The organism is Affinundibacterium amnicola (assembly GCF_014284275.1).
GTDB classification, from domain to species: Bacteria; Pseudomonadota; Gammaproteobacteria; order Burkholderiales; family Burkholderiaceae_D; genus Undibacterium; species Undibacterium amnicola.
Window position 1 is genome coordinate 21899 of the sequence record NZ_JACOFU010000005.1, and the last position, 18136, is coordinate 40034.

Annotated in this window: 17 protein-coding genes; 10 read left to right on the forward strand and 7 right to left on the reverse strand. The window is 47.0% G+C overall.

Annotated features, from left to right (window positions below):
• Positions 1-453: 453 nt before the first annotated feature.
• From H8K33_RS12445 to H8K33_RS12460, 4 genes are all read left to right on the forward strand, one after another.
• Positions 454-2673 (forward strand): NHL repeat-containing protein, encoded by a 2220-nt coding sequence (locus tag H8K33_RS12445; protein ID WP_186891379.1) that lies wholly within the window; start codon positions 454-456, stop codon positions 2671-2673.
• A gap of 222 nt (positions 2674-2895) precedes the next feature.
• Complete coding sequence (locus H8K33_RS12450) at positions 2896-3330, forward strand: hypothetical protein (RefSeq protein WP_186891380.1); 435 nt, start codon at positions 2896-2898, stop codon at positions 3328-3330.
• A 251-nt stretch (positions 3331-3581) separates the two neighbouring features.
• Positions 3582-4187 (forward strand): hypothetical protein, encoded by a 606-nt coding sequence (locus tag H8K33_RS12455; protein ID WP_186891381.1) that lies wholly within the window; start codon positions 3582-3584, stop codon positions 4185-4187.
• 27 nt (positions 4188-4214) lie between these two features.
• Entirely contained in the window at positions 4215-4625 is a 411-nt protein-coding gene (locus H8K33_RS12460; RefSeq protein WP_186891382.1) for a hypothetical protein, read from the forward strand.
• A gap of 14 nt (positions 4626-4639) precedes the next feature.
• Here the strand turns inward: H8K33_RS12460 and H8K33_RS12465 are convergent, their stop codons facing one another.
• Together H8K33_RS12465 and H8K33_RS12470 are read right to left on the reverse strand one after the other, a co-directional pair.
• The gene (locus H8K33_RS12465; protein ID WP_186891383.1) at positions 4640-5599 is read right to left on the reverse strand and encodes a polysaccharide deacetylase family protein; all 960 of its coding nucleotides are present in this window, start codon (positions 5597-5599) and stop codon (positions 4640-4642) included.
• Positions 5600-5661: 62 nt separating this feature from the next.
• Complete coding sequence (locus H8K33_RS12470; RefSeq protein ID WP_186891384.1) at positions 5662-6969, reverse strand: hypothetical protein; 1308 nt, start codon at positions 6967-6969, stop codon at positions 5662-5664.
• Between the two features lie 94 nt (positions 6970-7063).
• Here H8K33_RS12470 and H8K33_RS12475 point away from each other — a divergent pair, with 94 nt between their 5' ends.
• The 5 genes from H8K33_RS12475 (at position 7064) to H8K33_RS12495 (ending at position 10397) form a co-directional block, all read left to right on the forward strand.
• A complete protein-coding gene (locus H8K33_RS12475; protein ID WP_222613407.1) occupies positions 7064-7432 on the forward strand; it encodes a hypothetical protein in 369 nt (122 codons plus the stop codon).
• A 100-nt stretch (positions 7433-7532) separates the two neighbouring features.
• On the forward strand, positions 7533-7895 hold the full coding sequence (locus tag H8K33_RS12480) for a hypothetical protein (protein WP_186891386.1): 363 nt from the start codon (positions 7533-7535) through the stop codon (positions 7893-7895).
• Between the two features lie 61 nt (positions 7896-7956).
• Positions 7957-8337 carry a MerR family transcriptional regulator gene (locus H8K33_RS12485; RefSeq protein WP_246443585.1) on the forward strand — a complete coding sequence of 127 codons (381 nt, stop codon included), beginning with the start codon at positions 7957-7959 and terminating at the stop codon, positions 8335-8337.
• Between the two features lie 597 nt (positions 8338-8934).
• A complete protein-coding gene (locus H8K33_RS12490) occupies positions 8935-9519 on the forward strand; it encodes an NAD(P)H-dependent oxidoreductase (RefSeq protein WP_186891387.1) in 585 nt (194 codons plus the stop codon).
• A 155-nt stretch (positions 9520-9674) separates the two neighbouring features.
• Positions 9675-10397, forward strand: a complete 723-nt coding sequence (locus H8K33_RS12495; RefSeq protein WP_186891388.1) for an alpha/beta fold hydrolase — start codon at positions 9675-9677, stop codon at positions 10395-10397.
• A gap of 24 nt (positions 10398-10421) precedes the next feature.
• On the opposite strand, the gene H8K33_RS12500 is transcribed toward H8K33_RS12495, so the two are convergent.
• The 4 genes from H8K33_RS12500 to H8K33_RS12515 form a co-directional block, all read right to left on the reverse strand.
• A complete protein-coding gene (locus H8K33_RS12500; RefSeq protein ID WP_186891389.1) occupies positions 10422-10967 on the reverse strand; it encodes a GNAT family N-acetyltransferase in 546 nt (181 codons plus the stop codon).
• Positions 10968-11069: 102 nt separating this feature from the next.
• A complete protein-coding gene (locus H8K33_RS12505) occupies positions 11070-11489 on the reverse strand; it encodes a hypothetical protein (protein ID WP_186891390.1) in 420 nt (139 codons plus the stop codon).
• A gap of 107 nt (positions 11490-11596) precedes the next feature.
• Positions 11597-12805, reverse strand: a complete 1209-nt coding sequence (locus tag H8K33_RS12510) for a DUF1501 domain-containing protein (protein WP_186891391.1) — start codon at positions 12803-12805, stop codon at positions 11597-11599.
• Positions 12806-12876: 71 nt separating this feature from the next.
• Positions 12877-14463, reverse strand: coding sequence for a DUF1800 domain-containing protein (locus H8K33_RS12515; protein ID WP_186891392.1), 1587 nt, complete (start codon positions 14461-14463; stop codon positions 12877-12879).
• A 198-nt stretch (positions 14464-14661) separates the two neighbouring features.
• Between H8K33_RS12515 and H8K33_RS12520 the strand changes: the two genes are divergently transcribed.
• Positions 14662-15276 carry an ECF-type sigma factor gene (locus H8K33_RS12520; RefSeq protein WP_186891393.1) on the forward strand — a complete coding sequence of 205 codons (615 nt, stop codon included), beginning with the start codon at positions 14662-14664 and terminating at the stop codon, positions 15274-15276.
• Between the two features lie 78 nt (positions 15277-15354).
• Here the strand turns inward: H8K33_RS12520 and H8K33_RS12525 are convergent, their stop codons facing one another.
• Positions 15355-18060 (reverse strand): serine/threonine-protein kinase, encoded by a 2706-nt coding sequence (locus tag H8K33_RS12525; protein WP_186891394.1) that lies wholly within the window; start codon positions 18058-18060, stop codon positions 15355-15357.
• Positions 18061-18136 lie beyond the last annotated feature (76 nt).

Genomic DNA, 18136 nt, shown 5'->3' on the forward strand with positions numbered 1-18136 from the left:
ATAGACCGCAATTATGCACAGAAGTTTCGGTTAAATATATTAAGGAGTTAAAAATTATTGGGCTTATGTGGTTTAAACCCATCCCTAGCTTTGCCTTGAAGGTATAGGTATACACAAGACTTTTGACATCACGAAAGTCAGAAAAAGCAAACAACTATTCAGCATGTCATTCCTGCGTAGGCAGGAATCCAGTGTCGTTCGTTGCTCAAGCAAAGACGCTGGGCTCCTGCCTACGCAGGAGCGACACTAATTACTTTTACCGTTTATTCGACTTTTTAGATATCTATACCTTATTGGGAAAGGGCTAAAAGCGGAACCTCCATCTTTACGGCGAGATAAAGAGATATCATCCCAAACCATCAAAAAACTTCACTCCGCCAACAAAAACTCTACAAAACCCAGCCCATGCTTGTTATGCTGCGCATCCCTGTGAATGTTTAAGGTCTGTTATTCATGCAACGCCGTTCCCTGTTTCTCGCTTCCACCGCTTTGATCATTTCTGGATTAGCTGTTTCTGGCTACTACTTGTTCCGAGCTGAATCACCGCTACCCATCCCACTTAAAACCGTCCTCGCAAAAAAAACCCTCGTCACCGATATGTTATGGGAAGCGCAGATCACCCCGTTTGCTGTTCAGTATTCGCTCAAGCAAGATCCCAATAGCGCGGAAACTTTTAGCGACCCTAACGGTATCGTTTTCGACGCACAAGGCAATATCTACATCGCCGATGCGGGCGAGCATAATCGGATTTTAAAGATCAACAAAAAGGGTGAAACCATCATCTACGCTGGCAGCACCGAAGGTTTTGCCGATGCAGTTGAGGGCAGTGCGCAATCAGCTAAATTTCATACACCATCTGCGCTCGCCATCGATAAAGCAGGCAATCTGTATGTAGCCGATACGGGCAATCACGTAATCCGCAAAATCACGCCCAAAGGACAAGTTTCTACCTTGGCGGGAAACGGTGTCGCTGGTTATCGCGATGGTGTAGCACAGCAAGCGCAATTCAATGGCCCTATCGGCGTTACGGTTGCCAAGGACGGTAAGGTCTATGTAGCCGATACCTACAACGATAAGATACGCGTGATTTTGCCAGATGGCACGGTGCAAACCATCGCTGGTGGTGCGACTCCCGGTTATCAAGATGGTGTCGGTATAGCGGCCTTATTTGATACGCCTAGCAACATCGCTATCAATAGCAAAGGCGAACTGATCATCGCCGACACCCGCAACAATGCCGTGCGTAAGATCAATGCTTTGGGTGAAGTCTCCACTTTAATCGCCAGCGATCCGCAGGATAGAGAAGCCTTACTACGCCGTCCTGCTGGCTTAGCGATCACGCATGATGATCACATTTATGTCAGCGAACTCTCACATGGTCGCATCATGCAAATAGCGCCAACTGGCGAGAGCCGTGGCGTCACGGGTGTTGATATCGACATTATTCCCGGTGACGACACTAGTCCACGGATGCGCAGCCCAATGGCTATCGCGGTCAATCCAGATGGCAATCTTTTGGTCAGCGACAGTGGCATGAATATGCTTCATCAAGTGCATCGCAAAGATTCCTACGAGGGTCGCAGCATCGGTCCGCAAATTTTCAAGATTGTCGAACCCGTCGCTCCACTTTTGCCGCCATCTTTATGGCCACTACTACCGCAAGATCAGCCCCATGAAGTGGTTGGCACTATCGGTGAAGTGCGCGGCGAATATGGTGGCGATAGCCGTCATCACTTTCATCGTGGCGTTGATATGCAAGCCAATATGGGCGAGTCTGTGGTTGCTATCAAAAATGAAAAAGTCAGTTCACCAGTGCCCGCTTGGGCAGCTGGCACGATTAACGAAGGTATGCGGGTCAGCAAACTTTCTTACATCCACATGAAAGTGGGGCGCAAGCTCAATGAAGCTGTACTTGATCCACAAAAATTTAGTGTGATCAAAGATGCTAGCGGTAAGCTCCAACAAGTCAGAGTCAAGCGCGGTACCCGCTTTCAAGTTGGCGAAACGGTGGGAACGATCAATAGCATGTACCACGTTCATTTGAACTACGCGCCCGAAGGCGATGTAGTCAATCCGCTGTCGTTACAATTTATCGGCTTCAAAGATAGCGTGATTCCGCAAATTAATCGTATCGACATCGCAGACCAAGACGGCAAAATCTTGGGCAGACCGGTCGTGACAGCAACGAAAGCCAAGGGCAAGAAGAAAGACAAAACGCCGGCAGCCGTTCCACAAAGCAACGGTCCATTAACGCTGTCACGCAGCTTGGAACAAGTCAGCATCATCGTTGATGCCTTTGATCAAGCCGATGGCAATATCGCACGCCGTCGTTTGGGTCTATATGAACTCGGCTATCAAATTCTCAAAGCGGATGGCACACCGCTACCGGGTTTCGAAAAGCCGAAAATGACAATACGTTTTAACCATCTACCTGCCGACGAAGAAGCCGTTAAAGTGGCCTATGCAGAAAACAGTGGCATCACCGTACACGGCAGCGCAGCGACCAAATTTTTATACAACATCACCAACGAAATTCATGACGGCCATGCGATCATACAGTTCTGGCAGATCAAAGATTTACCTGCAGGAGATTACTTGATTCACGTGCATGCTGCTGATTATGCGGGCAATGTGGCTAACCGTAATCATGTATTGCGGGTGCGCTTAGAGTAAGGCTAATAGGGGAATGCTGTTCAGTTAAACTCAAAAAGTGAAGCTGTCATCCCTGCGTAAGCGGGAATCCAGTGTCTTCGTGCTGTTCACGCCGCTAGATTCCCGCCTTCGCGGGAATGACGGTACGTAGGATTAGGCTTAATTGAGCGGCATTATTACGTTAAGAGAAGCCATACGATTTTGGATAAACAAGAGAGAACTTAGGATATATTCGACATGGGCATGACCATCTGGATTCACACACTCGAAGGAAGAAACTATTCACAAGATAGCGACGATCATTCACTGATGTGCCGTCATTTAGAAGCCATCGACGAGGTTTGCCAAAAGATCGGCGTTAAGTCGCTAGGCGAATTGGTGGACTACACCGACCAAGAATATAACTATGAGGAGTTTGATGATGAGGATGATGACGAAGATGTTGCCTTAGACCCCGAGACCGGTCTCGCCTACGGGATTGACGACATGACTTGGTTTGATGCGCAAGAGGGTTTATCTAGCTTTAAAGCATTGAAAACCGCCGTTGCTTCATCAGTTATTACTGGCCTCGACGCAGATGAAGTCGTAGAACTGATAGAGGAATTGGATAATTGCATCTCCATCTTAGAAAAGTCGGCGGCACAAGCTGGAAAATTTCACTTGAGTTTAGTCGAATAAAATCCAAGTTGAGCAGGGTGCGCAAGAAAAGCAGACCAATACTGCGCGGTCTTGTTGCGATGGCCTGCTCGTTTTCTTTCAAATAAAATGGATTGCTTTTAATTTAAATCGCTTATCATCGGATCGATATCAATTCATTACATTGAATGTAAATTTAAAGAATGCTACGCATCCGTCGACTCACACAACTCTTACTCTCACTTTGCGCTTGTGCGTTCATTTCCGCATGCATCTCACTCGGTATCTACCGCTTGCTTTGGATACAAACAGGCAGGAAAATCACGCCTGAAATACTGGCTGAGATCAGCAATATCAATGATATCAACGTCATCAAAAGTTTCTTTTTACCTTTTGTTGCTGCTGCTACCGAACTCCGAGACAGCGCTGACCAATTAGCCGCTTGGGGATTGTCATTCGTATTCATCTGGGCATGCTTACTTGGATTAGTGGTAATAGCCTTATATCGACAAATCACCATCACTCAATCAACAGAGATTCATGTTCAATCCGAGAATATCTTTGACCGTGCACTACTGAGTAAGCTCGAACTTTGGAAAATTTTCTGGGGATTCTATGTCGTTTTTCTTTTCGCTATTCAATTGATCACTAATAAACTCTTCACACTTCTCATCAGCACTGGAACCATTAAAGCACATGGGCTAGCCAGTCTAATCGCAGTTCCTATCGCCATTGCAATTCCCGTCACTTTGCATTTCATTGCGGCTATTTTGGTATGGCAATCCGCGAAAAACACTTCGCGTGTCATTTGGACTTATCTGGCCAGATTCGTGGTAGTTGCTTTCACTGTTCTTCCATCAAGCCTTGGGATTTATAAGGCAATCAACATACTGTGGTAAAGCGTTACCCAAATTCACCGACGCACAATGAAAATCAACAACATCAGACGTTTAGCGACAGCAAGCATCCTACTAACACCCATCATACTCATGGCGGTAACAGCTTACCGTTGGCGCACTGGCTCGTGTGCTGGCGATGTACACGGCAGCGTGTGGATATTAATGTTATTTGCAGCTTCGCTGGTCATGACTAAAAACCCCTACTCGGCAATCGCTGCCTGTCTCGCGTATCTGCCGGTTGGCTATATCTTTAGCACCGAACCATGTACCGCCCCGCGCTCACAAGGTGCGGGTGGTTTGATTTACTTAATGGCACCGCTGTTTATCGGTTTTGTACTATTTGGAACAGTGATCGGTGGATGGATTTTACGCCTCGTGTTTGGTATCTCGCATAATGCGCTACCACCATCCTCCCGCAGCAATACCGATTCAAACTGAATCAAAAAGACCTCTCACAAGCCTTTCTGTTTAAGAGCCTCCATCTCAAAATCACCATCGTCATGCAAACGCAGCCATCCATCAAATTTTCCTAGACCCAAAGTCTTGGCGAGCGACAGCAGTAGGCTTTGTCCGGCCGCCGGGCGATCTGGCATGAGTTGATAAACCGGGTCGGCAAACGCTTGCGCTGGCGTGACAAAAGTCCAGCCCATCGCTTTAAATTGCGTGATCACATCGTCTAACCACAGCGCATTCACCAAATTGTGATGCAGTAATAATACCTGTGGAATATCGCGTCCCTGCAGTTTGTACGATAGATCGCGGTAGGCCAAAGCGCGCTGTTTGATGTGAGCAAGATAGGCGAGTTTGATTTCACTGACATCGGCTTGACTATCGCGTTTTAAGACTTCAAGCAGCTTTTCGTTGAAACGCCAATCGCTGGTATCCAAACTCACGTAAGCATTACGGTATTGCTGCTCTCGCAAAAAGTTGCGCATGCCATCGCGTTTTTCTGGCGTATTGCCTTCGCGCAGATAGGTGTAGCGAAACCATTTTTGATAGCCAGGCATGGTGCTAATAATCTTGTCGCACGCGAGTATTTCTTGTTGGTACTGCGCCAAATTGACGCTCGCGCTATTTAAATCAGGATGATGCACAGTGTGATTGCCGATGGCATGACCAGCATCGCCCCATGCTGTCGCCAAAGCATAGCCAGCGGGCGTATCTGCACCAAAACCCGCGGTCACAAACAGCGCACCTTTCAGTCCATGTTTTGCTAATGCCGCTAACATCGCTTGATTACGCTGCGTGGCACTCAAGCGTGGTGTTTCCGCCAGATTGGGCCCATCGTCAAAAGTCAGCGCAACAGATTGTGCTGTAGCGATTTGAGGCGCTAAAGCCAAGCAGATAGTGAGGGGCAAGAGCTTCCACAAACGGGTGCCACTGAACTTGGCTTGCTGCCAAAAACTAGCCATCGATATACCTCCAAAAAGCATCATTAAAAAATTTGTCCAAGCGCATGTCGAGATCAAGACTGCTACTCCGTCACCGTCAATCTCGCATCTTGACAAGCAACACCGTCTTGACCGAGCCAAGCTTTATCAAGTTCGCATGCTTGTCGTCTGTAAGCTTGCATTAGTTCCTTTTTTTTCTCAGCGACTTGCTTGGTGTTTTCTACTTGCTTAGGGACGTGGTCGCCAGCTAGCGCCTGACGCAGAGCCACCAGCTCAGCTGAATCTTGTGCATGTTCTACCAGCCAGTCGATGACGCGCTTGGCATTGCCGCGTTGGTTTAACTTGATATACAAATCAGCCAATAACAATTTGGTCGAGATCAACTCAGTTGGGGCAATCTGCTTCAAAGAGCCTTCAAATGCGATCAAGACATTGGCCGCGCTTTGTGCTGAGTAGTCACCCGTTTTGGGATCACTTTTGCTCAGGTAATCGCCTTGTGATTCTCTGACGATAAATTGGCCACGGATCTGATTGTTCGCACGCTTTAACAGCATAGTGACGTATGTTGATTGCGGATATGCTTGTAGAAAATCACCCATCGGAGCCAAGCCTTTGCTGAGGTAACAGGAAAAATCTCCTTCGCATTCACCACAAGGCGTAATCCGCATAGCCAAATACGCAGCAGCTTGTGCGTAGTTTGATTGTGGATAGCGCTTTTTGACTGCAGCAAAATGTCGCCCGGTGTAATTCCCGCCGTAACAAGTTTCCCCAATATTGAAATCCAGTTTGTGTTTTTCCACATAAATGTCAAAGCGCTGCGATCGCTTCTCGTGATCGTTATCTTTTGATTGGATGGAAACAGAGGCTTGATTAGCAGCTTCTGCCAGCGTGTTCAATTGATTGGTCAAGGCACCGATCAATAATAGACGCAATGCACTGTCATTCTCGTCGGCCGATGCGCTCAGCTTATTGAGGCTAGCAATCGCGGCATAAGGATCTCGATGTGCCAATTGTATGTGCTTGCGCCAAGTTTCTGTATCAAGCAATTGGCGGTTTTCGGAACGCGCTTTGAACGCGACCTGATACCAATCTAACCAAAACATCAGCGCTTCATCCATAAAAGGATCATATAAATTGGCTGTTTTCTTCGCCTTCATCTGATGCTGAAAATCCTCATTACGCAATTGGTTTAAGTCGCTTAGAAGAGATTGATGCTCCGCGTAAGTGGAGGCGTTTCGATACTTTTTCAGAATAACTTGAGGGCGCTCGCATGCAGGATTACTGACATTAATATTTCCCCACTCACAAGGCAGGCGCTCTTGAGAAATGACAGGTAACGACATCGCGCTCAGCAAAATGAGTAAGACGAGTTGGAGGATGTGTATGTGCATTTTTTCTTAGTCGCGTTTATTGGTACATGGATAAATTACTTACATTATCAGGAAAACAGCCGACGAATGCGACCTAAAACGCGTTTGAGGACTTATGCATAGGAAAGCGCCGCTATTTGCTTTAAACTTAAGTTTTTCTAGATTCTTTTTACTTATGCTATCTGCTGAACTAAGCATCATCTTACTCAATATCGCAATCATCCTGGTCGCTTACCTCTCGGTGTACCCAACATTAGCAGGTAATGATTTCAATAAAATTGCGTTCTACGATATCTTTACATCCGCAATTACGCTGGCGATTGTTGGCTATCACTATTGGGGGAGCGACTACCAATTCAACTTGTTGGTAACTGAGGTCAATTGGTTTTGGTACACCTTGGCGGTCTATACGGCTGTCGAAATTCCTATCATGTTATGGTATTTCAAAAAGCATCGTGTACGTGTAAGGAAAGAGCCCGAATAAGTTCAAGTTCAAGCCAAGGATAGCGATTATTCTCTGTTTTCATTTGCCCTATTTTATTCAACGGTTTGATTCGCCTCAGATATAAGGACTGCGTAAAAATATGCTCTATCTTGCTGCTGCGCTAATTGCGCTTTTGGGTATTGCGCATAGTGTATTAGGCGAACGTTATATTTTGACGCGTCTTTTCAAGCGCGACAATTTACCTCAGTTACTCGGTGGTACTGCGTTCACCATGCAAACCCTGCGTTTCGCATGGCACATCACCACGGTTGCGTGGTTTGGGATCGCCTGCTTGTTGCTCTTGTTGGCAGAAAATAAGCTGACACCGAATTCTGCTTTACTCACGATTGCCTGGACATCACTCATTAGCGGCTTGCTCCCTCTCATTAGCACGAAAGGAAAGCATCTTTCTTGGATCTTCTTTTTCGCAGTCAGTCTGATCTTATTCTGGACTGCTGCGTAAAATGACAAGTGGATCGACAGCCTCGATCAGCCACATACAAAATTCAAGTGAATCCAAGACCATGTCTCAAATTATGTTGATAGGAGCGCTAGCCGAAGCGACGGGCTGTAGTCCCAAGGCGATACGCCTTTACGAGGAACTGGGTCTACTCGGCATCGTCAAACGCCAAGGTAAATATCGTATCTATACCGAACGCGATTTAGAACGCGTGAAATTAATCCGCCAATCCCAACAATTAGGTTTTCGCTTGGCTGAATTGAAACCCATTCTCAAGCCGACGCACAAACCAATTTCAGATAGCGAGCCAGATTGGCTGGGAATGGCAAAACAGATTCACCATAAGCGCACACTACTGCAAGAACAAATGCGCGCATTACAAATTCAAGATCAAGAATTAATACAGATAGAAACTGAGATTCTGGAATGCTTGGCACGACAGTAAATTGCTGTTGCTCCAAGAGTTCAATGTGTTCAAATGATTTAACGATGAAAATGCAGCCTGCATTCGCAATATTCACTAATCACCAGCCAATCAACGGCACGCAAATATGACTCTCTGTCCACATTGTCAGCAAACTGGGATCTCTTACCTAAGAAAGTGGTGGTCTTGCTCGTCCGAGCCCGCAACATGCGCCTTTTGCGGCGAACTCAGCTATGTTACAGCACTCGTTTCCAACAGCATCATTAGTGTAAGCATACTTTTACTGGTAGTGATGCTCGCTTTCGCATTCAATGAAAGCTCAAGTCTGTTGGCAATATCTGGGCTGATCGGTGCCATTTTTTGTTATACCTACTTATGGCGTATCGTGCCACTAGTCCCGACTACAGCTGAACAGTCTGCATCGGCTAAATCGTTCAGTTGGGGCGTGTTACTCATCACTGGAATTTTTTCTTTGTTTAACTGAGTAGGTGAGTAATATAGTTTCTACGCTCAATACACACCCATCACGATCGAAGAAAATAATTTTATTCCACGCTTGACTCTCCCCCTAGGGACAAGCTTCACAATCTGATCCTCTTATTGACCGACAGGATCATCATGGCTACCAAGCGTATCTTAATTATTTCCGCACACTCTTCTAGTAATAGTTTTGGTAAAGCTTTAAGCGAGGCTTATGGCGAGGCTGCACGGGCTGCCGGACACGAACTTAAAGAAATTTTCTTAGACCAATTGCAGTTTGATCCTATCTTGCATCAGGCCTATCACGAGATTCAAGAGCTAGAAACGGATTTACAAACGGCGCAGCAAGCAATTATCTGGGCCGAACATATTTGCTTTGTTTATCCGATCTGGTGGGGTAGTGTTCCGGCGTTGTTAAAAGGGTTTATCGATCGCGTGTTCTTACCGGGTTTTGCATTTAAATATCACCCCGGAAAAATTTCTCCTGAAGGTCTGCTAGCAGGGCGTTCGGCGCAACTGATCGTCACGATGGATACGCCACCTTGGCTTTTCCGATGGTTTTACCATGCTCCCGGGATACGTCAAATGCAAGTACATACTTTAGAACTTTGCGGGATTAAGTCGGTACAAGTCATGAACCTAGGCATGATCATCCATTCGAATGACAGGCAAAGAAAGCAGTGGTTAGAAAAAATTCGCGCCTTAGCAGCAAGGGTTCATTGAAAAATCATCCCGTCGCCATCTTCATCCACACAAAATCTCCAAAGAATGGCAGAAAATTGTATGACCGAATTCAGCCAGTTTTCGACAACGCTAATCGATAAGCTACCTACACTTATCGATTCAAGAAATTTTTTAAACGAGCGAGGTCTTTCTGCATGAATATCATACTCATACACGGCAGCTGGCATGGTGCATGGTGTTGGCATAAAGTGGTGCCACATTTGCAGGCGGCGGGACATACGGTATTGGTACCAGATTTACCCGCACATGGCCGCGATTGGCGCTTTGCTCGTGGTCGCATCACCCTTGCTGCAATGAGCAAATCGGTGAGCCAACTTCTCGATCAACTAAGTGAGCCTGCGATGATTGTTGCGCATAGTCGTGGTGGAATTGTCGCTGCGAACTTGGCGGAATCGCATCCTGAAAAAATACATGCCTGCGTTTATCTAGCAGCATACATGTTGCGCGACGGTGAGCGTGTTGCAGATTATTTTCGTCAAGATAAAACTTCATTGGTCAGAAAACATATCCAAATCCAGCGCAGCAGCCTGACCGACAGCTTGCCAGAACACGTGCAGCGAGAAACACTTTATGCAGATTGCGACGATGCCGACGTCGAATTGGCACGCAGTTTACTGACCGCAGAACCATCCTTGCCAGCACTCAGTCGACTACGTTTAAGCGAAGAAAATTATGGCAGCGTAGCGCGTCACTACATCGCACTAAATCAGGATCGCGCTGTGACGCCTGAGCTACAAAAAATCATGATAGCCAATTCCCCTTGCGCGTCAGTGACAACAATTGATGCTAGTCACTCGGCTTATTTTTCGCGCCCGGCAGAATTGGCTAATGCGATTCATCGGATTGCGGTGAATTAAAGGCGAAACAAACTAGGTACATTTTCACAGTCGCTTCAACAAGACATAGTCTCGTTCAACAATATCGCCAAACTGGTAATCCATCCAACCCACATGTTGAAAGCCAACTTTTTGGTAATACGCTAAGGCACGCGCATTATGTTCCCACATGCCTAGCCATAATTGATCGGCGCCAAAGCTTTTAGCTGCTTTTTCTGCTTCTGCTAACAGCGGTTGCGCGACGCCTTTGCCGTGCCATTCTTTTTTGACGTAATAGCGATACAAAGCGACTGCATTGTCAGCTTCAATTGAAGACGGTGCGGGATTGTTTACGACCTGCGCAAAGCCGACTAACTCTTGACTATGGTAGGCAAGAATGACGACATAATTGGGATCAGCGATCTCTTTACTTTGCTGTGCGATGCCAAAGTTTTTTTCGCAATGTGCACGAATTTGTTCGGCATCATTTTGTTCTGCGTAGGTATCGACAAAGGTTTGTCGTGCTAATGTGGCTAATGCTGCGGCATCGTCATTATTGGCGCGGCGAAATTGCAGTGATGCGGTTGATAGCACTTGTGGATAAGCATGCATAAGAAATCGATGGTAAGGCGCGATGTAAACTATCTTACCGGATTCGCGCAAGTTCTTCTATGCCTCACAGACTACTGGACAGATAATTAGGATGCGCCGAATTTATTTTTTCGCCGCTTTTACTGGCTTAGCAGGGCAGGGGTTATTGGGATCTAAGGGGCCATAGACCTTTTGTGTTCCAGCAATGCCACCAACTTGCACAATATAAAATTGTTTGGTATCTGCGCTGATATGTAAGAAGTGTTTATAGCCATCCATAATGCGTCCGAGCTCATTTAATTGATATAAATGACCACTGGACTCATATGCTGGCGCTGGATCGGCGACAGGCAAGTCAACCAGTAAACCAGTCGCATTGACGCAAGGCTGAAAAACTTTAACCAGTGGATGCGGATCTTTGAGTTCAACTGGCGGGTTTTGTTGCGCAGATGCTGACATGGCGATAGGCCCTAATGTAGTTAGTGCGAGGATATTCACCAGGGTTCTCAGCTTTCGATAAGTTGGATGGCATATGTTTTTCATGCGGTCATTTCCAATAGATGATGAATGCCAAAGGCTTTCAGAACATCTATCGTAGCAGTTTAGCGGCTAAGTAGCTAAATAAAAAGACAACAAGAAAATTGTAGGACTTATACCAATCCAAGGTCCAGCGGCGTCACGCCAGCAAAAATCTGATTCATCTGCTGAGCATTCAATCCATAACTACGTGCAAACAAACCACCCAGCACGGCACGATATTCATTCAACACGGGATAATCCCGATTTTGAAATAAGCTGATAGGCGTCAAGGCGATTTGTTCTCCCACCACGCGACCACCTTTGATACCACCGCCCAAAACCCAATACACGCTACCATGTCCATGATCGGTGCCGCGTTTGCCATTTTCACGGAAAGTCCGTCCAAACTCGCTGACCACCACCACAGTAGTGTTCTTCCACATACTGCCCATTTCCGTTTTATAAGCCAACAAACCGCGCCCAAGTTCTTCTAACTTATTCGCCAATACACCACTCGCACCGCCTTGATTGACATGCGTATCCCAGCCACCGACATCAATAAATCCCAAGGCATATTTGTCGCGCATCATTTTTCCTATGCGCTTAGCTTCTAAGGCAAAGCCTTTGGTCGAGATGGCATCACGATTTCCATCATTATTCATCGTGGCTTCTTCGGCTTTCATGTTTTGCACCACTTCACCGCGCACCGCGAACCCATCTTCGACTTGTTTTTCTAAAGCAGTTTTTCCATACATCTGCGCGATGATTTTGCTCTGTCTGTCGTCTAAACTATTCTTGCTGGCTTTTTGTAATGCGACATTCGCCACCTTCGCATCGCCTCGCATAATGATGGGCAATTGTTCAGTGAACGACATCGCATTGCCGGCATTGAGTTGTGTCGCTAGCCGATTCAAGAATCCTGATTGAAAATTGCGGCTGCCACCAAGCTCTTGCCCCATCTCGATACTATCTTGTGTTTCGAAATGACTACGCGATACATCGTGCGTTCCTGCAAACGGAATAAACGCGGCTTCGCCTGCTTGAAACATCGGATAAATTGATTCGCGCAAAGCAGGATGCAATCCCCAATCCGCGTTCAATGACAAGGCGGACAAAGGATCAGCACTTGGTTTAGCGATCGCGATGTTAGGTCGAGACTCATAATAAAAACTACTATTGATAGGCACTAATAAATTACTCGCATCGTAAGCACCACGCAGAAACACCACCAAAAAACGCTCCTGAATCGCGGGTGCCGCCAATAACTGCGAGCTAAAGCCTGTGGCACTTAAGGTGGTAGCCGCTGCTGCAAATGATTTTAAGAGGTCTCGACGGTTCATCGTATTCACCTGACATTGCTAAAGTAGTGTTAAAAATTCGTCCGAAGATGAGGGCATATTGCCTTAGAACTTTATCGACGCATCATTTCAGGCGCGGAGAGGAAAAAGGTATTCCATTCTTGCGCCGAACCAGATTGACTTAATGCCTCGCGAGAAGTCACACTGAATTGATTGCTCAATCCTTTTACATAGGCGTTTTGCGCCAATGCCGGGCGTGCAGCTTCACGATGTTGCGCGGTGGTCTCGTCAGCATCCGCCTTAAATAAATTCGGTGCGCCACGTGCAATCAGCCGAGCAACGTCGAAACGCGCGGTCATTTGTGCAGGACTAGACCAAGCCATCTCTTTCATCGAATAGCCATCGGGTGTTTGATGCCCATTTGCTTGTTGTCCCAAGGTATTGATCCAATTTAAAACGGGACCAGTATTTACGATCATCTTATCTTCATAAGCGAGACGCACAGACGAGATGACATAATGCATGGGGTCTTTAAATTTCTTACCTAAAGAAGCCACAAATTCTGAAGATTCAAACATCGTCTTTAACACACTAGGAATATCGCCTTTCGTCAGCAAAAACTGCTTTGTCATACTTTGCACAAGGGCATCAGAAGGATCATCCGCGACGAAAAATTGCGCTAGTTTCTGGCTCAGGAATTTAGCGGTGGCCGGCTGACGCATCAACAAATCTAAAACTTGATCAATCTCTGCCAGTCCCTGAGCTTTAATCGTTGTTCCGAGTATGGTTTTTTCACCGAAATCGTGTCGTCTTGGATGAAACTCTGTCAACCCTATACGCTGATAGCCCGCCAGTTGCGCCTGATTAGGACGCGGCGTATCGGCCTTGATTCTGATCCCCAAGCCAGTTAAGACACGCGCCAGTTCTTGTACGTCGGCCTGTGTGTAGCCGCTACCGACACCCATCGTGTGCAACTCAAGTAGCTCACGTGCATAATTCTCGTTGATTTTATTCACCGCATTATGTTCGTTATCCAAATAACGCAACATCGCTGGATGTAGCACGGTGGCTTTCAATAAATCACGAAAATTCCCCAGCGCGTGTGGACGAATCGCGTTTTCCTCAAAGTCTGCCAACATCGCTCGTAGATTGTCTTTACGATTAGAGATGTTGAAATGATTCATCCAAAACCAATTCATTTGTTCAAGTAATTGATTCGAAGAATAAATTGAACGTAACAAAGAACGTGAAGCCGCTTCACGCGCAATTCGGCTTAATTCTTGTTGATAGGCCTGACGCAAGGTGTCATCCGTGCCCTTCATTTTGGCGGATTCTTCTCGCTGCTGATCCAGCGCTTGCATCATTTCCACAAACGGCTTTTGTGAAACCGTCATCGCATCGATCTGCGTTTGAATTTGCGCGGGCAATTGTGCTTGTCTCGCTCGCAGTTGCTGCAACAAGTAAGTATCAGGACCAAGCTCACGCACTTGTTGTTCACTCGCCTTGTTCGCTCCCCAAGTCACACGATTAGCAAAGTCATGTGGATTGACTTGGGCTTGTTGAAAAAAAGCTGAAGTACTAAGTAATTGAGACTGAGATTGCGACTGAATAGACTGACTACTACAAGCAGAAAGTCCGCATAGTATGGTCAGCGCCAACAAACTCGGTAAAGGAGGGAGTACACGAGACAGATTTAACATAAAGCACTTTCAATTTTGAGCAGAGTGTAACTATGACAAAATGCGAAGTGTTCAGAATAAATCTTACAACGCTAATATGCACGGGGTATTTAGTAACTTTCAGATCAAGCTCGTAAGAACTTGTAACAGAGCACATAGTAAAAACATTAGCAATCTATTACAATCGTCTGCAATTTCTCCGTTAAAAATAGCAAGATCATGACCGAACCTGAAAACATTGATCCATTACATTTAATGTCTCCTCATAGAGATATTGATTTGCCCTGCACGGCAGATGTGACGCAATGGCTCACTCAGGCGGGAGTTCCCGAAGAGCTCGCAACTTCTATCTTATTCACAAATTTATATAAAGAATTACTTCGCTTAGCGCGTGGCAGATTGCGGCACGAAGCTGCAGACCAAACACTGTCAGCAACGGCGTTAACGCACGAAGCATATTGTAGACTTTCGGCACAACACAATACCCACTGGAAAAATCGCAGTCATTTTATGGCAATGGCGGCTACCATGATGCGCCGTATTTTAATTGACGCAGCGTTGGCAAAACAAGCTGATAAACGCGCTGCAGAAATGCTGACTTTATCCGCTGCGGAATTAGTGCCTAGCTCACAGGCAGATGTATTAGATGTATTGGATGTACACAGGGTATTGAACGACTTTGAACAACAAGACCCACGCGCAGCACGCATTGTTGAATTACGATACTTCGGTGGACTCGAATTGGAAGAAATTGCGGAGGCAATGGAGCTTTCGCTGGCAACCGTCAAACGTGACTGGACTTTAGCAAAAACTTGGCTGAAATCGCGTTTATAAGCCGCCCCCCTATCTCGTCCTGAATGTACGAGACCTCTTCACAAGAAAATAATGTCTCTTCCTTTGCCCAGCTATTAATTACGGCTTCGCCATCGCTTGCAAAGCCTGCAACTGTGCCTCATGATCACCAGCCAAGGCTAACAAAGCATGCGCCTTCTCATAGGAAGTGATTGCTCTTTGTCGCCACACCAGTTGTTTTGCTGGCTGCCAACGCATCATCAAAACTTGCGCCTCGCCCAAATTGAGTAAAGCATCACGAGCCTTAGGTTGCTCCGACATTGGTGTCAGCAAATTCATCGATTGCTGCACGATAGCTAGTGCCTGTGCAGATTCACCCGTGCTGTACAAAGCTTGAGCGCGGTAGAGCTGTTGCCATGCCTGCATGCGATCTAAATTAGGATTAGGTTGTGCCTTCGCGCGCGCGGCCAAGCCTTCTAGCGCTAAAGTCACGACAGGCAAGGCTTCCTTGAAATGTCCGGTGGCAACTAAGGCGCGGCCATGATGCAAAGCCACGCGTGGTTTATCGGATTCCCACTTATTCCCAACACCATTTTCACGTGCGAGTTTATCGACATATTCCCAAGCGATGCTGGTAGCTTTTAAGGCGGCTTCAGGATCAGGTTGACGCAACAAGATCACCCCCAAATTGGCTGCTTCACTAATCAGACCATCCAACACGGCGGTATTATTCGGCGCTAACTGTGCCGCAAGACGACGTTCTTGTACTGCTTTTTCCGCATCACCACGTGCATCGCGGATGCCATTCAAGCGGGCTTTCGTCAAGGCGCGAGCGCCAAATAGGGAAGCGCGGATTTGATGCCATTGCAAGGTATTCGCTTGGGCATCGGTGACAGCACCGGCACCAAGTTGATCTAGTAAAGCTTCACTCTTGGCGAACCATTCCAATGCGACTTCAGGCTTATTCAAACTGGGGACAGATTGCGTGTCATGAAATTGCCCCATGCGAAATAAAGTGGCGGCTTGATTCAAACGCACCGCACGCTGCTGATTAGTTGGCACCGCGGTCGCGGCTTGATCCAGCAAATCCAAAGCTTGCTGCATAACCTTAACCGATTCTTCTGGTTTTTTGTCTGCTCGCAAACCCAGCGCTCGCACCTGCAATGCTTGCATATACCAACCAACAAAACTCGCATCCTGCTTTTGTTGCGCCCACACTTTTGCGGCAAGGTTAATTGCACGTTCAGCAAAAGCCCGCCCCTCCGCACTCTTATTCAAGGAAGCGCCTGTATCATCGCCATCGATCTCAGCCAGACGAGCGTAGACGCTGGCAAGCTGTGCCAACCAAACTGGATCGCTGCCAGCTTCGGCCGAGAGTTCTTCCAAGTGTTTAATCAGATCCTTTAATAAGTCCTCTTTGATCTGCAAGCCACCCGGCACATTGGTAATCGCATCACCGTAACGCAATACCAAATCGCGGGTGATGGTGCGAATTCTTTGCAGATGCGCTTGCGCATTATCACGTGCAAGTGCAGCCTGATGTCCCTGCCACAATGCGGCACTAACACCAGCAATCAGCGCCGTCGCAGCGAGGCCGCTCAAGGCAACAGAAAGACGATTGCGCGCTAAGAATTTTTTAGCGAGATAGCTAAGTTTTGCTGCATGTGCGGAGACCGGATGCCCTGACTGATGAGCACGAATATCAGCGATTAAGGCATCGACACTGGTGTAACGCTGTGCAGGATCTTTCTCTAAAGTTTTCAGCAAGATATTGTCAAGATCCCCCTTGAGCTTCTTACGCGTACTCAGCCAATCGGGATCACTCACTTGCTCAGGTGATAAACTGCTGGGCTTAGTCGGTGTTTCTTCCAATACGCTACGTGCCGCCTCAATCGGTGTATTCGCCTGCCGGCCATACGGGCGAGCACCAGTCAATAACACGTATAACAGCACACCCAAACTATAAATATCTGTCGCAGTCCCAACAGGTTCACCACGAATTTGTTCGGGGCTGGCAAAGTTAGGCGTATAGGGTCTTTGTCCGACCTGCGTTTGATCCAGCACGCCAGCGTCGACCGGATCTAGTGCTTTGGCGATACCAAAGTCTAATAACTTCACCTGCCCATCTTGATCAACTAAGACATTGCTGGGTTTTAAATCCCTATGCACCAACAATTGTCGATGCGCATGGGCTACCGCGTCACACAATTGCAAGAAAATTTCCAACCGTTGTGCCACACTCAAACCAAGGCAAGCCTGATCAATTGGTCGTCCTTGGACTAGTTCCATCACAAAATAGGGATGAGCATCGGCACTCTGACCCGCATCAAGTAAGCGTGCGATATGGGGGTGATTTAGGCGCGCCAAAGCTTGCTGTTCGGAGGCAAAACGCTGCAGGATATCTTCACTTCCACGCCCGACTTTAAGTAGTTTTACGGCAGCCAAACCTTGATACCGACCATCCGCACGACGCGCTTGAAACACATCACCCATGCCACCCGTGCCTATGCGTTGTTGTAGCTCCCACGGCCCCAATTTCTCGCCTTCACGCTGCTTATTGAGCTCTGCTTGCTGATGCAAACTCGTTTGCATCAATAGAGCTGCGGACCAATCTGGTGCTTGGGTCAGCAAATTTTTCAATTCACCATTCGCATCCTCCGCTAAGCTGACGAGTAATTTTCGTACCTCTTCGATCACGCTGAGATCACTCTCCGTCGCCAGTAATCGCGCTTCCGCTTCGCTAGTCGATAATTCAGCACATTGCTCAAACAAAATTTTAACGCGTGCCCAACGTGCTGGATCCAATGCTTGCCAAGATGTGTTCATAAACGTCAGTCCAAAGTGAATTAGATGGACACTATCTTACTCGAACTCTCTAGCGATATTTTCTTGTGTTGTAGTC

What these genes read in the sequence shown, in the direction of transcription:
- H8K33_RS12480 (WP_186891386.1), top strand. Translation starts at nt 7,533, where the DNA reads ATGCTCTATCTTGCTGCTGCGCTAATTGCGCTTTTGGGTATTGCGCAT.
- H8K33_RS12445 (WP_186891379.1), top strand. Translation starts at nt 454, where the DNA reads ATGCAACGCCGTTCCCTGTTTCTCGCTTCCACCGCTTTGATCATTTCT.
- H8K33_RS12470 (WP_186891384.1), bottom strand. Translation starts at nt 6,969, where the DNA reads ATGCACATACACATCCTCCAACTCGTCTTACTCATTTTGCTGAGCGCG.
- H8K33_RS12500 (WP_186891389.1), bottom strand. Translation starts at nt 10,967, where the DNA reads ATGCATGCTTATCCACAAGTGCTATCAACCGCATCACTGCAATTTCGC.
- H8K33_RS12505 (WP_186891390.1), bottom strand. Translation starts at nt 11,489, where the DNA reads ATGAAAAACATATGCCATCCAACTTATCGAAAGCTGAGAACCCTGGTG.
- H8K33_RS12520 (WP_186891393.1), top strand. Translation starts at nt 14,662, where the DNA reads ATGACCGAACCTGAAAACATTGATCCATTACATTTAATGTCTCCTCAT.
- H8K33_RS12525 (WP_186891394.1), bottom strand. Translation starts at nt 18,060, where the DNA reads ATGAACACATCTTGGCAAGCATTGGATCCAGCACGTTGGGCACGCGTT.
- H8K33_RS12475 (WP_222613407.1), top strand. Translation starts at nt 7,064, where the DNA reads ATGCATAGGAAAGCGCCGCTATTTGCTTTAAACTTAAGTTTTTCTAGA.
- H8K33_RS12465 (WP_186891383.1), bottom strand. Translation starts at nt 5,599, where the DNA reads ATGGCTAGTTTTTGGCAGCAAGCCAAGTTCAGTGGCACCCGTTTGTGG.
- H8K33_RS12490 (WP_186891387.1), top strand. Translation starts at nt 8,935, where the DNA reads ATGGCTACCAAGCGTATCTTAATTATTTCCGCACACTCTTCTAGTAAT.
- H8K33_RS12510 (WP_186891391.1), bottom strand. Translation starts at nt 12,805, where the DNA reads ATGAACCGTCGAGACCTCTTAAAATCATTTGCAGCAGCGGCTACCACC.
- H8K33_RS12460 (WP_186891382.1), top strand. Translation starts at nt 4,215, where the DNA reads ATGAAAATCAACAACATCAGACGTTTAGCGACAGCAAGCATCCTACTA.
- H8K33_RS12515 (WP_186891392.1), bottom strand. Translation starts at nt 14,463, where the DNA reads ATGTTAAATCTGTCTCGTGTACTCCCTCCTTTACCGAGTTTGTTGGCG.
- H8K33_RS12495 (WP_186891388.1), top strand. Translation starts at nt 9,675, where the DNA reads ATGAATATCATACTCATACACGGCAGCTGGCATGGTGCATGGTGTTGG.
- H8K33_RS12485 (WP_246443585.1), top strand. Translation starts at nt 7,957, where the DNA reads ATGTCTCAAATTATGTTGATAGGAGCGCTAGCCGAAGCGACGGGCTGT.
- H8K33_RS12450 (WP_186891380.1), top strand. Translation starts at nt 2,896, where the DNA reads ATGACCATCTGGATTCACACACTCGAAGGAAGAAACTATTCACAAGAT.